The sequence below is a fragment of the Bradyrhizobium sp. CER78 genome (genome assembly GCF_029846235.1).
Lineage (GTDB): Bacteria > Pseudomonadota > Alphaproteobacteria > Rhizobiales > Xanthobacteraceae > Bradyrhizobium.
Window position 1 is genome coordinate 1 of the sequence record NZ_JARVWP010000029.1, and the last position, 13,864, is coordinate 13,864.

At 65.3% G+C, this 13,864-nt stretch carries 15 protein-coding genes; 6 read left to right on the forward strand and 9 right to left on the reverse strand.

Annotation, left to right across the window (positions count from 1 at the left end; all coding sequences use genetic code 11):
• Positions 1–75 precede the first annotated feature (75 nt).
• Complete coding sequence (locus tag QDT69_RS35385; RefSeq protein ID WP_279711097.1) at positions 76–525, forward strand: hypothetical protein; 450 nt, start codon at positions 76–78, stop codon at positions 523–525.
• A gap of 146 nt (positions 526–671) precedes the next feature.
• Here QDT69_RS35385 and QDT69_RS35390 read toward each other — a convergent pair whose 3' ends face one another.
• The 3 genes from QDT69_RS35390 to QDT69_RS35400 are packed head-to-tail and all read right to left on the reverse strand — an operon-like array spanning position 672 to position 3,775.
• Positions 672–1,982, reverse strand: coding sequence for an HlyC/CorC family transporter (locus tag QDT69_RS35390; RefSeq protein WP_279711098.1), 1,311 nt, complete (start codon positions 1,980–1,982; stop codon positions 672–674).
• Between the two features lie 18 nt (positions 1,983–2,000).
• Entirely contained in the window at positions 2,001–3,143 is a 1,143-nt protein-coding gene (aroB, locus tag QDT69_RS35395) for a 3-dehydroquinate synthase (protein ID WP_279711099.1), read from the reverse strand.
• Positions 3,140–3,775 carry a shikimate kinase gene (locus QDT69_RS35400; RefSeq protein WP_279711100.1) on the reverse strand — a complete coding sequence of 212 codons (636 nt, stop codon included), beginning with the start codon at positions 3,773–3,775 and terminating at the stop codon, positions 3,140–3,142. Before QDT69_RS35400 ends, aroB begins: the two co-directional genes overlap by 4 nt.
• 145 nt (positions 3,776–3,920) lie before the next feature.
• Here QDT69_RS35400 and QDT69_RS35405 point away from each other — a divergent pair, with 145 nt between their 5' ends.
• The 5 genes from QDT69_RS35405 (at position 3,921) to QDT69_RS35425 (ending at position 8,888) form a co-directional block, all read left to right on the forward strand.
• Positions 3,921–4,067: a hypothetical protein gene (locus QDT69_RS35405; protein ID WP_016843561.1), complete on the forward strand. Its 147-nt coding sequence runs from the start codon at positions 3,921–3,923 to the stop codon at positions 4,065–4,067.
• Between the two features lie 17 nt (positions 4,068–4,084).
• On the forward strand, positions 4,085–5,086 hold the full coding sequence (gene xerD / locus QDT69_RS35410) for a site-specific tyrosine recombinase XerD (protein WP_279711101.1): 1,002 nt from the start codon (positions 4,085–4,087) through the stop codon (positions 5,084–5,086).
• Between the two features lie 202 nt (positions 5,087–5,288).
• Positions 5,289–6,251, forward strand: coding sequence for an acetyl-CoA carboxylase carboxyltransferase subunit alpha (locus tag QDT69_RS35415; RefSeq protein WP_050423919.1), 963 nt, complete (start codon positions 5,289–5,291; stop codon positions 6,249–6,251).
• 229 nt (positions 6,252–6,480) lie between these two features.
• Positions 6,481–7,959: a murein L,D-transpeptidase gene (locus QDT69_RS35420; protein ID WP_279711102.1), complete on the forward strand. Its 1,479-nt coding sequence runs from the start codon at positions 6,481–6,483 to the stop codon at positions 7,957–7,959.
• Between the two features lie 533 nt (positions 7,960–8,492).
• Positions 8,493–8,888: a nuclear transport factor 2 family protein gene (locus QDT69_RS35425; protein WP_279711103.1), complete on the forward strand. Its 396-nt coding sequence runs from the start codon at positions 8,493–8,495 to the stop codon at positions 8,886–8,888.
• Between the two features lie 38 nt (positions 8,889–8,926).
• Here QDT69_RS35425 and QDT69_RS35430 read toward each other — a convergent pair whose 3' ends face one another.
• The 6 genes from QDT69_RS35430 to QDT69_RS35455 form a co-directional block, all read right to left on the reverse strand.
• Positions 8,927–9,157, reverse strand: coding sequence for a hypothetical protein (locus tag QDT69_RS35430; RefSeq protein ID WP_279711104.1), 231 nt, complete (start codon positions 9,155–9,157; stop codon positions 8,927–8,929).
• Between the two features lie 74 nt (positions 9,158–9,231).
• Entirely contained in the window at positions 9,232–9,933 is a 702-nt protein-coding gene (locus QDT69_RS35435) for an ABC transporter ATP-binding protein (protein ID WP_279711105.1), read from the reverse strand.
• On the reverse strand, positions 9,926–10,660 hold the full coding sequence (locus tag QDT69_RS35440) for an ABC transporter ATP-binding protein (protein WP_279711106.1): 735 nt from the start codon (positions 10,658–10,660) through the stop codon (positions 9,926–9,928). Before QDT69_RS35440 ends, QDT69_RS35435 begins: the two co-directional genes overlap by 8 nt.
• Positions 10,647–11,750, reverse strand: a complete 1,104-nt coding sequence (locus QDT69_RS35445) for a branched-chain amino acid ABC transporter permease (protein ID WP_279711107.1) — start codon at positions 11,748–11,750, stop codon at positions 10,647–10,649. Before QDT69_RS35445 ends, QDT69_RS35440 begins: the two co-directional genes overlap by 14 nt.
• A gap of 7 nt (positions 11,751–11,757) precedes the next feature.
• Positions 11,758–12,978, reverse strand: coding sequence for a substrate-binding protein (locus tag QDT69_RS35450; protein WP_279711108.1), 1,221 nt, complete (start codon positions 12,976–12,978; stop codon positions 11,758–11,760).
• Between the two features lie 5 nt (positions 12,979–12,983).
• Complete coding sequence (locus QDT69_RS35455) at positions 12,984–13,841, reverse strand: branched-chain amino acid ABC transporter permease (RefSeq protein WP_279711109.1); 858 nt, start codon at positions 13,839–13,841, stop codon at positions 12,984–12,986.
• Positions 13,842–13,864: the final 23 nt, after the last annotated feature.

Here is a 13,864-nt window from a genome sequence, read left to right on the forward strand (position 1 = left end):
TCGCGCTTGCCTCAAGACGAAGCCGTGGTTTTCCTTTATGAGAATAGCACCTCCGCGCTTTAGATGGGGCCATTGATGATCCCTTGCTGGCCACGTTTCCGGTCGATCGTCACCGCCGCCGGCCTGCTCCTGATCTGCGCGATGCGCCCGGCCTCGGCACTGGATATGCCGAGCCCGTTCGTCCAGGAGGTGCTGATCAAGAGCATCCTGGCCTCGCTCAACGATGCGGTGGCCGCGAATAATTTCACCGTGTTCCACGCCAAGATCTCGAAACCGTTCCGCGACCAGTTTCCGCCCGACAAGCTGCAGACCATCTTCAAGGACCTGGTCGACAAGCACGCCGTGTTCGACGCCGTGGTCGCCAAGCCGATCGTGCTCGATGAGGACGCCAAGATCGACGACAAGGGCGTGCTGCGGCTGAAGGGCCATTTCGACACCACGCCCAAGCAGGTGAAGTATCAGCTCGGCTTCATCCCCTCCGACGGCGCGTGGAAGCTGTCGGGCATCTCGATTGATATCGAGTAGCGGTCGGCACCGCCTATCAGACCCGTCATCCTGAGGAGCGCGTAGCGCGTCTCGAAGGATGCACGGCCCGGCCGGTGGCCGTCGACCCTTCGAGACGCGCTACGCGCTCCTCAGGGTGACGGGACCAGGAGACAAGCCAGCTCCAACTAGAACGCCGTACCGGCCCGCTTCGGCTTCTTCTCGTCGAACTCGGCGACCTCGCGCGGGACGGCTGTGATGCGTAGCGCGGTGATGCGGTTGCGCTCGCGGCGGAGCACGCGGAAGCGGAAGCCGTGGAAGGTGAAGCTCTGGCCCCGCTCCGGGATCGAGCGCGCTTCGTGGATCACGAGGCCGGCGACCGTGGTCGCCTCCTCGTCCGGCAGGCGCCAGTCCATCGCACGGTTGAGGTCGCGGATCGGCACCGAGCCGTCGACCACGACCGAGCCGTCCGGCTGCGCCCGCACGCCGGCGACGACGACGTCGTGCTCGTCGGAGATGTCGCCGACGATCTCCTCCAGAATGTCCTCCAGCGTCACCATGCCTTCGACCTCGCCATACTCGTCGACTACGAGGGCGAAGTGGGTCTTGCGGCGGCGGAACGCCTTCAGCTGTTCGGAGACCGGGCGCATCTCCGGTACGAACCACGGCGGCAGCGCGATCGCGGAGGCATCGATCGCGGACATGTCGCCCTCATTGGCGCGCATCGCGCGCAGCAGATCCTTGGCGTGCAGCACGCCGACGATATTCTCCGGCTTCTCCCGCCACAACGGGATGCGGGTGTATTCACTGGCCAGCACCTCGCGCACCAGCTCCTCGGGCGGCAGGTCGGCGTTGACCATGGTCATCTCGGTGCGATGGACCATCACATCGGAGACCTGCAGCTCGCTGAGGTCGAGGAGCCCGCCGAGCATGTCGCGGTCCTGCTTCTCGACCTTGCCCTCGTGATGCAACAGATCGACCGCGCCGCGCAGGCGCTCGGTCGGTGACAGGATAGCCTGATGCGCGCCGATCTTGATGCCGAGCAGCTTCATCAGGGCGCGGACGATGCCTTCAATGATGCTGAGCAGCGGCCCGAGCACGAACACCGTCAACCGCATCGGCCGGGCTACCAGGAGCGACACCCGGTCCGGCGCATTGATCGCGACGGTCTTCGGCAGCACTTCCGCGAAGATCACCACCAGCACCGTCATCACACCGGTGGCATAAAGCACGCCGACATCGCCGAACCAGGCGGTGAAGATGCCGGTGGCGAGCGCGGAGGCGCCGATATTGGCGATATTGTTGCCGAGCAGCAGCGCGCCGATCATCCGCTCGCGCATCGCCATCAGGCTCGAGACCACCGTGGCCTCGCTGTTGCCCTGCTTCGACAGCCGCAGCATGCTGGCGCGCGAGGCGCCGGTCAGCGCGGTCTCACTCGCCGAGAAGAAGGCGGAGATGAGCAGGCAGAGCAGCACGATCGAGAAGGTCAACCATCCCACTGGCGTGATCCGTGGCTTTTAAGCCTTCAGCTTGGCTTGCAGGAAATCGCGCACCGGCTGCGGCTCGACATTGTTGGTAATCACGGCGCGGCCGACCGCCTCCAGCAGGATGAAGGTGAGCTTGCCGCGCTTGACCTTCTTGTCCTGCGCCATCAGCGCCAGCAGCGCATCGGCATCGGCGAGCCCTTCCTGCGTGAAGCCTGCGATGTCCTGCAGGCGCGTCGGCAGTCCTACCGCGGAAAGATGACGGGCGATGCGGGCCGCATCGTCAGGTGAAATCATGCCGAGCTGCGCCGAGAATTCCGCGGCGAGCACCATGCCGACCGAGACGCCCTCGCCGTGAAACAGGCGGTCGGAGAAGCCGGTCGCGGCTTCCAGCGCATGGCCGAAAGTGTGGCCGAGATTGAGCAACGCGCGCTCGCCGGTCTCGCGCTCGTCGCGGGAGACGACGCCGGCCTTGGCGCGGCAGGAAGTTGCGATGGCGTGCTCGCGCCCGGCGCCACCTGCAAAGATGTCGGCGTGGTTCGTCTCGAGCCAGGCGAAGAACGCCTCGTCGCCGAGGATCCCGTATTTCGCGACCTCGGCGTAGCCGGCGCGGAACTGGCGCGGCGACAGCGTGTCGAGCACCGAGGTGTCGGCAATGACAAGCACGGGCTGATGGAAGGCGCCGATCAGATTCTTGCCCTGCGGCGAGTTGATGCCGGTCTTGCCGCCGACGGAGGAATCGACCTGCGCGAGCAGCGAGGTCGGCACCTGCACGAAATCGACGCCGCGGCGCAGGATCGCGGCCGCAAAGCCCGCGAGGTCGCCGACCACGCCGCCGCCGAGCGCGATGACGAGATCATTGCGCTCGATCTTCGCCGCGATCAGCGCTTCGCTGACCTCTGTCAGCGTCGCGTAGCTCTTCGAGCCCTCGCCCTCCTCGACGACGATCCTCGACGTCGGCACGCCTGCGGCAGCGAGCGACGCTTCAGTCGGCTCCAGCCAATGCCTGGCGACGGTGCGGTCGGTGACGATGGCCGTGCGCACGCCGGGCCGCAGCGCCGCGACGCGCGCGCCGAGCGAGGCCAGCACATCGCGGCCGATCACGATGTCATAAGCACGGTCGCCCAGCGCGACGTCGACGGTAACGGATGCGGAATGTTTCAAGGGCGCAGTCATGAGGTCGCGTTCAATCCATCAGGTGGTGGCTCGCCGGCCGGCCGCACGCCGCACAGATGCGCATGCAGAGCCTCGAGGCATTCGTCGACGATGCGGTCGTGCGGCACATCGCGCGAGGCGATCGTCAGGTCGGCCGTGCCATAGACCGGCTCGCGCTCGCTGAGCAGGCGGTTGACGGTCGCCTCGGGGTCGGCGGTCTGCAGCAGCGGCCGATCGGCGCGGCGGCGGACCCGGCGCATGATTATATCACTGTCGGCCTTGAGCCAGATCGAGATCGCGCGGTCGCGGATCCGGCTCCGGGTCTCCTCGCGCATGAAGGCACCGCCGCCGGTCGCCAGCACGATCGGGCCGCTGTCGAGGATGCGGGCGATCACCCGCGCCTCGCCGTCCCGGAAATAGGCCTCGCCATGGGTCTCGAATATCTCCGGGATCGTCATGTCGGCCGCGGTCTCGATCTCGGTGTCGGCATCGGTGAACGGCAACTTGAGCCGCACCGCCATCCGCCGGCCGATGGTCGACTTGCCGGCCCCCATCATGCCGACCAGCACGATCGACCGCGGCCCCAGCGCGGCCGCGATATCGGCCTCCAGGGTCGGGTGGGTGGTGGACGCCGGGACGGCTGCGTCGGACATCAAAAAGCTCGGATATTGGGACGAATTGTTCAGAATTCGAGCCACCTATACTACCCCCGGCGACACCGTTACCAGCGACTCTTGCAACCGCGCGGGGAACATGTTGGATGATTTCATTGGTTAATTCGCCGCCCGAGTCGCCTCCATGCCCAGCCTGTTCCGCTTCCTGACGGTCGTCGCCGTGATTTTCGGGATCGGCTACGGCATCGTCTTCGCGCTGGCGAATTTCGTGCACCCGAAGCCCCGGGAAATGACCGTAACCATCCCGCCGGATAAGTTCCTCAAGAAATAGGCGCTATGAGTCTTGGCATGACCGCTCTCGCCAAGATCACCAAGACATCCGCCAAGGCCACCACCAAGGCTCCGGCCAAGTCCTCCGACGCCAAGCTGACCGCGTTGTTCCTCGACATGCTCGCCGCGGAACAGGGCGCCGGCGTCAACACGCTCGACGCCTACCGGCGCGACCTCACCGATTTCTCCGGCTACCTCGCCCATGCCGGCACCGATTTCACCAGTGCCGACACCGAGGCGCTGCGCGGCTACCTCGCCGACCTGGACACGCGCGGCTTCAAGTCGACCAGCGTGGCGCGGCGGCTGTCGGCGATGCGGCATCTCTATCGTTTCCTGCTCAACGAGCGGGTCCGCTCCGACGATCCGGCCGCGATCCTGTCCGGCCCGAAGCGCGGCCGCGGCCTGCCCAAGGTGCTGTCGATCGCGGACGTCGACCGCATGCTGACCCGCGCCAAGGAGCTGACCCAAACCGACGCCTCGCCGGCGCAGCGGCTGCGCGCGCTGCGGCTCTATTGCCTGCTCGAGGTGCTCTACGCCACCGGCTTGCGCGTCTCCGAGCTGGTGTCGCTGCCGGTCGCCGCGGCGCGGCGCGATGCGCGGATGATCGTGGTGCGCGGCAAGGGCAACAAGGAGCGGCTGGTGCCGCTGAACGATGCTTCGCGCACGGCGATGGCCGATTACCTCGCCGCGATGGAAGTGATGCAGCCGAAGGCGAAGAAGGCGGCGCCCTCGAAATGGCTGTTTCCCTCCTCCGGCGAGAGCGGCCATCTGACCCGGCAGCATTTCGCCCGCGACCTGAAGGAGCTTGCGGCTGCCTCCGGACTGGCGCCGCGGTTGGTCTCCCCGCACGTGCTGCGCCACGCCTTCGCCAGCCATTTGCTGCACAACGGCGCGGACCTGCGTATCGTGCAGACGCTGCTGGGCCACACCGATATCTCCACCACCCAGATCTACACCCATGTGGTCGAGGAGCGGCTGAAGAGCCTGGTCCGCGACCTGCATCCGCTGGCGGAGAAGTAAGTCCGCCGCCGACCGGACATCGATACCGCCACCTGATCCGCCTTGACTTCCGCGGCGTCTCCGCAGAAAGAGCGTCACCTGCCTGCGATCCCGAAGCGTGCATTCCGCGGGAATGCGCGTTAACCAATTGAAGTTACAAAACTTCTCTTCTCTACGCCAAAACCGCTTCGCCCCTCGCACCGTTCCTCCCTATATTGAGTTGATGCCCGATCCGATGCGCAGCTATCTCGACTTCGAAAAACCTGTCGCCGAGCTTGAATCCAAGATCGACGAGTTGCGTGCGCTTGCCGCGAGCGGCAGCGACATCGGCGACGAGGTCGCGCGGATCGAGGACAAGGCGGCACAGGCGCTCACCGACCTCTATGCCAATCTGACGCCGTGGCAGAAGACGCTGGTGGCGCGGCATCCGCAGCGGCCGCACTTCACCGATTTCATCGGCGGCCTGATCACCGAATTCACGCCGATGGCCGGCGACCGCAAGTTCGCCGACGACGAGGCCCTGATCGGCGGCTTCGGCCGCTTCCGCGGCGAGAGCATCTGCGTGGTCGGCCAGGAAAAGGGCGCCACCACCGACAGCCGCATCAAGCACAATTTCGGCATGGCGCGTCCCGAAGGCTATCGCAAGGCAGTGCGCCTGATGGAGATGGCCGACCGCTTCGGCATCCCGGTGCTGTCGATCGTCGATTCGGCCGGCGCCTATCCCGGCATCGGCGCCGAGGAGCGCGGCCAGGCCGAGGCGATTGCGCGCTCGACCGACGCCTGCCTGTCGCTCGGTGTGCCCAATGTCGCGATCGTCACCGGCGAAGGCATGTCGGGCGGCGCCATCGCCATCACCACGGCCAACCGCGTGCTGATGATGGAGCACGCGATCTACAGCGTGATCTCGCCGGAAGCGGCGTCCTCGATCCTGTGGCGCGATGGCACCAAGGCGCAGGAAGCCGCCAACAGCATGAAGATCACCGCGCAGGACATGCTGCGCTTCGGCGTGATCGACCAGATCCTCAAGGAGCCCTCCGGCGGCGCGCATCGCGACCCCGCCGCGATGATCGCAACCACGGGCGATGCCATCGCCCAGGCGCTCAACGACCTACGAAATCTTGATCCGGACGCGATTCGCAAACAGCGGCGCCAGAAGTTCCTCGATATCGGCCGCAAGCTCGCCTGACCCGACCGAATAGCCCTATTTTTCGACCAAATCGGCCGATTTTGCCGTAATTGGGCCCCGAGCGGGGTCTTTAACGTTCCTTGAACCATGCCTGCTACCGTGAAGGCTGTCAGCCCCGGTTCAGGTTGCGAGCAGGGGTGGTCGAAGGCTAATATTTTACACAATGGCTTCAGGGCATATTCGCCGTGTTGGGGTCGCGAAAATCGCCCGGTGGGTGTGGAGCTCGGACTTGACTCATCGCACGCTCGTACGCGCGCTTCTGACTTCGGCGGTGCTCGCCGCGGGCGTCATGCTCGCCGGTTGTGACAGCGACCAGATCTCGCTCGCGCAGAACGCCAAGGCCAATCAGCCGGTCCCGCCAAAGCTCGTCGCCGCCATGGCCGAGAAGGACATGGACCTGCAGTCGCCGATCCTGGTGCGCCTGTTCAAGCAGGAGGCGGAGCTCGAGGTCTGGAAGCAGACCCGCTCCGGCCAGTTCGCCCTGCTCAAGACCTATCCGATCTGCCGCTGGTCGGGCGATCTCGGCCCGAAGGTCCGCGAAGGCGACCGCCAGGCGCCCGAAGGGTTCTATTCGATCAACCCGAGCCAGATGAATCCGCAGTCGGCCTATTACCTGTCGTTCAACACCGGCTATCCCAACGCCTTCGACAAATCGCTCGGCCGCACCGGCTCCGAGCTGATGGTGCATGGCGACTGCTCGTCGCGCGGCTGTTACGCGATGACCGACGAGCAGATCGCGGAGATCTATTCGCTCGGCCGCGAATCCTTCTTCGGCGGCCAGAAGGCGTTCCAGTTTCAGGCCTATCCGTTCCGGATGACCGCGGTGAACATGGCCAAGCACCGCAACAATCCGAACATGCCGTTCTGGAAGATGATCAAGGTCGGCAATGATCATTTCGAGGTCACGAAACAGGAGCCGAAGGTCGACTTCTGCGAGAAGAAATACGTCTTCGACGCGGCGAAGCCGGCGGATGCTGTGCGCGATCCGGTGTTCAATGCATCGGCGAAGTGCCCGGCCTATGTGATCCCCGAGGAGATCGCGAGCGCGGTGCGCGAGAAGGAGCAGCGCGACGACGCCGAGATGGCCAAGCTGGCCGCCAAGGGCACGCCGGTGGCGCGCCTCAACACCGGCATCGACGGCGGCATGAACGCGATCTTCGCCTCGAAGATTCCGGAAGGAAACACCGGCCTGTCCGAAGGCGGCGACAGCCAGGCGCTGGCATCGATGTCGCTGGCGCGCGCGCCGGGCACCATCCCCGGCACGGTCAATCCGCCCAGGCCGAATCTCGCGGTCCAGCAGGAAGAGCCTGTGGTCGCGACGACGTCGTCGACCTCGGTCGCAACAGCGACCACGCCGCCGGCCACCACCCGTGTGGCGTCGGCGAATGCGTCCGACAAGTCCGAAGGCTTCTTCTCCAGCTTTGCCCGCAAGGTCGGCATCGGCGGCACCGCCGATGCGAGCCAGCCGGCCGCAAAGCCTGCGGCCGCTGCCGCTCCAGCCAAGCCGAAGGTTGCCGAGGCCAAGCCGCAATCGGTCGTGCGCGTCGCACCGAAGGCCGAGCCGAAGGCGCCCGCCAGGCCCGCGCCGAAGCCGCAAGTCGCCGACACCGCCGCCGCGCCGGCGGCAACATCGTCGACCCAACTCGCCGGCTCCGCACCTGTCGTGCAGACCAACTCGTTCGACACCCGCTTCTCCGCAGTGAAGTAAGCGCGCCATCGTTCCGTTATCCCGACCGACGGACTGCCACCCTCCCCTGGAGGGGGCGGATCGTATTGAGCGAAGCGAAATGCGATCCGGGGTGGGGTGACGGTCTCTCCACATCCAACACTGTCCGCGTTGAGAGATCACCCCACCTCGGTCCGCATTCCGCTGCGCTGCATGCGCACCGACCCTCCCCCTCGAGGGGAGGATGAGGTGAACTTGCGGCGATGTTTCGATTCATCTGTCAACTAACCGGCTTTTAACCGGCTTTGGGTGTCATCACCCGCGAAAGCGAAAGCGGGTGATCCAGTATTCCAGAGGCAGCAGTGCTTGAGCCGAAAGGCCGCGGCGTACTGGGTCGCCCGGTCAAGCCGGGCGATGACAGCTTTGGTCAGTCATTCCGGGGCGCGCGAAGCGAGAGCCCGGAATGACGGGAAGATGGAGGCCCCCTCGCATCACCGCGCCGTCGCCACCACATTCCGCTTGTGGACGCGGACAATCGTCAGATCATGCACGCGCGCAGAGCCGGAGAGATTGCCATGAACGATCAAGCCGTGCGGTCGGCGCTGCAGCGCCATTGGGATGCGTCGGATGCCAGCGATTTCGAGCGCGAGCATGACATCTATCGTGACGATGCCGTGCTCGATTATCCGCAATCGGGCGAGCGAATCCGCGGCCGGCGCAACATTCAGGAAAGCCGCACGGCGCAGCCGAACAAGAAGCGCTTCTCGATCCAGCGCATGATCGGCGGCGGCGATCTATGGATCACCGAATACATCCTCACCTATGACGACAGGCCGTCCTATGTGGTGAGCATCATGGAATTCCGCGACGGGCTGGTCGCCCACGAAACTCAGTATTTCGCCGAGCGATTCGACCCTTCGCCCTCACGGGCACATCTCGTCGAGCGCATTGACGGAACGTCGCTGCGATAGACCGACAGAGAGTTGCCGCTGCGACCGGCAAGCGACGGCTACATACCGTGGCTCTCAAACACCTTCTTGCAGCTCCGGCTCAAACTGTCGCGCTTCATCTGCAGACAGTTCTGCACGGCGTCGTCATTGCCGAGGTCCTTGCGGCAAAAGCGCTGTGCATCGCGCGAGCAGGCGGATTGTTCCGACTTGGTGCCGGCATGCTGTGCCAATGCGGCACCGCTGCTTATGACGGCAACGACTAAAGCAGCAGCAATCGAGAAATAGCGCATCGTGAATTCCTCCCGCGGCCCAACGGCAGCGGCGGCGCTTCGTTCCCAAAGGAGCCGGAGGGAACCCTGGGATTCTACGGCGCGAGGTAGCGCAGCAGTTCCGGATCGTTGCGCACCTCGCCGGCGCCGCCCTGCAGCGCGACGCGGCCGCGGTCCAGCACATAGGCGTAGTCGGCGACGCGCAGCGCGAGGTCGAGATGCTGCTCGACGATCACGACCGCGATGCTCTTGGCGAGCTCGATCAGCCGCTCGGTGATCTCCTCGATCACGCCGATCCAGACGCCCTCGGTCGGCTCGTCCAACAGCAGCAGCTTCGGATTGCCGAGCATGGCGCGGCCGATCGCCAGCATCTTGCGCTCGCCGCCGGACAGCGTGCCGGCCGGCTGGTCGAGGCGCTGGCCGAGCTTCGGGAAGATCTCCAGCACGCGATCGACCGCGCTGGTATCGGAATTGGTCAGCGAGCCGACCGCGAGATTGTCACGCACCGACAGGCGGGCGAACACCGAGTGCTCCTGCGGCACATAGCCGATGCCGGAGCGCACGCGCTCCTCGGTGCGGCGCCGCGTGATGTCGCGGCCGTCGAAAAACAGTTCGCCCTGCGAGCTCGCAAGCTCGCCGACGATGGTCTTCATCAGCGTGGTCTTGCCGGCACCATTGCGGCCGAGCACGGCGACGCCGCCGCGCCAGGGAATCCCGATGTTGACATCGAACAGGACCTGACTGCGGCCATAACCGGCATCGAGATGCCTGATATCGAGGAAGGTTTGCTCAGGCACGGCGAAGATAGATCTCCTGGACGTTCTTGTTGGCCTGGATTTCCGCGACCGTCCCCGACGCCAGCACCTTGCCCTGGTCGAGCACGGTGAGGCGGTCGCAGATGTCGCGGATGAAATCGAGATCGTGTTCGACGATGACGAGCGAGCAATGCTGCTTGATCGGCTGCAACAATTCGCCGGTGACGCGGCGCTCCTCGAGGCTCATGCCGCCGGTCGGCTCGTCCAGCAGCAGAAGCCGCGGCTTGCCGGCGAGCGCCATCGCGATCTCGAGCCATTGCTGCTGGCCGTGCGACAGCGCCGCTGCGGCATCATGCGCGCGATCGGCAAGCCGGAACTGGGTCAGCATCGTCATCACCTGATCATGCAGTTTCCTGCGGGTGCGCGAGAGCACGAGATCGAACAGCGAGCAATGCGCCTGCAGCGCCAACAGGATGTTGTCGTACAGCGTCAGCGTCGGCAGCACCGAGGTGATCTGGAATTTCAGGCTCATGCCGGCGCGGGCGCGTTCGGTCGGCGTGAACGCCGTGATGTCAGTGTTGATGAAGCTGACCTTGCCCGTGGTCGGCACCTCGGCGCCGGCGACGCATTTCATCAGCGTGCTCTTGCCCGAGCCGTTCGGGCCGATCAGGCCGTGAAACTCGTTCTCGCCGACGGTCAGCGCCGCACCGTCGAGCGCGGTGAGCTTACCGAACACCTTGCTGATCCCTTGCGCCTCAAGGAGCGGCATTGCCGGCCTCCTTTGACGCCTTGGGTCCCTTGCCGAAGCTGCCGACGCGCTCGCGCTCGCCGAGCACGAAGGAGATCAGCCCGAGGGGGCGGAACATGATGACGAGCAGCAGCAACACGCCGAGGATGATCGGCCAGACGTCGCGATAATTATCCGACAGCCAGAACGAGACGCCCTCGATGATCACGGTGCCGATCACGGCGCCGATCAAGGTGCCGGAGCCGCCGAACAACACATAGAGCACGACCTGGGTCGAGAACACGACACCCAGCATGTTGGGCCAGACGAATCCCTCGTGGAAGGCATAGAGGCTGCCGGCGAGCCCGGCGATGGTGCCGCCGACCGCGAAGATGATCGCCTTCAGATGCTGCGCCTTGTAGCCGAAGAAGGCGATGCGCTGCTCGTTCTCGCGCAGGCCGGCGAGCGCGAGGCCAAATTGCGAACGCACCAGGAAGCGGCAGAGCAGATAGACCACCACGAGGATGCCGAGCACCATGTAGTAGTAGACCGGCCCTTCCTCGAACTCGTAACTGCCGAGCGTCAGCGGCGGGATCGACGGGATGCCGTTCTGGCCGCCGAGATAGTACCAGCCGCGCGCCAGCCGATCCGCAGCATAGGAGCCGGTCAGCGTGCCGAGCGAGACGAAGATCACGCTCGACGGGTAACGCCCGAGCAGCAGGAAGCCGCCGAGCAGCAGCGCCGCGGTGAGGCCGATCAGCGTGCCGGCGGGCAAGATCAGCAGGATCGAGGTGACGTTGAGGTCGCGCGCCATCAGCGCCACGCCATAGCCGGCAGCGCCGAAGAACAGCGCCTGGCCGAAGCTCATGATGCCGGCATAGCCCCACACCAGATCGAACGATAGCGCGAACAGCGCGAGGATCACCACGCGGGTGGCGAACACCGTGAGATAATCCTGCAGCACCCATGGCAGGACCAGTGCGATCAGCAGCACCAGCCCTTCCACGATCGGCAGGACCTTCCATCCTGCCGACGCCTGTCCCGCCGGCGCGCGTGCGGCCGGTGCACTTTCACCCGTCACGACATCTGGTTCCTCACCGACGCGTGCGACGGCCTCGCTTGCTCCACCCATGGATCGCTCAGCACTCCTTGGGATCAACGAGACCGTCGCTGCGCGCCACGATCTCATAGTTCCCGCCTTTGGCAACAGCGGTGTACATCTTCATCTTGCAATGACGCTTGCCCGGCACCATTTCGGCCGGTCCACCCGGACCTTCGGCGATCTTGGCGTGGTCGAGCGCGGCCGCGACGGACTCACGGTCGACCTTGCCGGCTTCCTTGACCGCCGCTTCCCACAGCTTGAGGCCGCGATAGGTTCCGGTGGCAGCGCTGCCGGCCGCGAACAGGAAGTTGCCGGGAAAATCCTTCTCGTAGGCAGCCTGAAGCTTGGCGTCGAACGGATCTTCCTTGGTCAGCACCTTGAAATAGTCGAGGCAGCTGGCGAGGCCCTCGATCTCGTTGGCCTGATTGATGTTGAGCGTGTTCTCGTCATAGTAGACGCAGGCGAGCCGGCCGCCGTTCTTGAGGAAGCCTGCTTCATAGAGCTGCTTGAAGAACGGACCGACGCCCGGCGGGATCACGGTGTTGAAGACCACGTCGACCTTGTTGGAGATGACGCGGTTCACCGTGGCCGAGAAGTCGACCTGGTCGAGCGGGTAATACTCCTCGAACACGACCTCGCCGCCATTGTCCTCGATCACCTTGCGGGCATAGACGTTGAGCGTGTGCGGCCAGACATAGTTGGCGCTCGGCAGCGCGAACTTCTTGCCGCCGTTCTTGATCAGCCAGGGAATGAAGGTGTCGCATTGCTGCGCCGGCGTCGGCCCGGTGCAGAACAGATAGGGCGTGCACTCCTTGCCCTCGTAGAGCTGCGGATAGATGTAGAGCGTCTTGCCGCGCGCCACGATCGGATCCTTGATCGCGTTGCGCATCGAGGAGGTGATGCCGCCCAGCACCATGTCGACCTTGTCGCGCTGGATCAGCTTGCGGACATTGCCGACCGCGACCGATTCGTTCGAGGCGGTGTCCTCGATATAGAGCTCGAGCGGCCGGCCGAGCAGGCCGCCGCCGGCATTGATCTCCTTGATCACCATCTTGGCGACGTTGGCGTCGGCATTGCCGGCATAGGCGATCGGGCCGGTCAGGTCGGTCGCGATGCCGACCTTGATCGGGCCCTCGGCGGCGTTGGCCCAATCTGGCCTGATCACCCAGCTGCCGACCCCGGTCGCGAGTCCTCCGGTCGCGAAGGCGAAATTGCTCATGAAGCGGCGGCGCGTCAGATTCATGCGTTCAATCGACATGGTGATTAGACCCCTTTCCCAGCAATGAGGCCTTGCGGCCGGAATTTGATGAAGGCGATGGCGAGCACGAAGACGAGCACGTCGGCGACGACGGGCGACATGACCCATGGCAGCGCGGCGCTGAGCGTGCCGATCAGGCCTGCGCCGGCGACCGGGCCGATGAAGGAGCCGACCCCGCCGACCATCACGGCGACGAAGCCCTGGATCAGGAAACGGATGCCGAGATCGGCGAACAGGCTGAACACCGGCACGATCAGCGCGCCGGCAAGCCCGGCCAGCGCCGCGCCGAATGCGAAGGTCGCGCCGTAGATCAGCGGCGTCGAGATGCCCGAGGCGCGCGCCAGCGCCGGGTTTTCCAGCGTGGCGCGGACCCGCAGCCCGAAGCTCGTGCGCGCCAGCAGCAGATAGCAGGCGCCCATCACCAGCAGCGTGATCACGATGATGGTGAAGCGCCAGGCCGAGATGTGGACCGAGCCGAGGTCGATCGAACCGCCGATCGGCTCCGGCACCGTGAGATAGAAGCCGCCGATCAGGCCGCGGACGCTTTCGCGGATGATCAGGCCGAGCGCATAGGTGCCGAGCATCGCCACGATCGGCGCGGCGTAGAAGCGCCGGATGATCAGCGCCTCCAGCACGAAGCCGAGCGCGCCGACCACGAAGGGCGCCGCGACCATGCCGGCCCAGACCGGCGCGCCGTGGGCGTAGGCCAGGTAGGTCACATAGGCCCCGAGCAGGACGAACTCGCCCTGCGCAAAGTTGAAGATGCCCATCATGCTGGCGATGATGCCGAGCCCGAGCACGACCAGCACGATGATCGCGCCGAAGCTCACGATCTCGAACACCGCGGCGAAGGTGCTAGCCATGGTGTTCGATCCCTCCGGTCTGC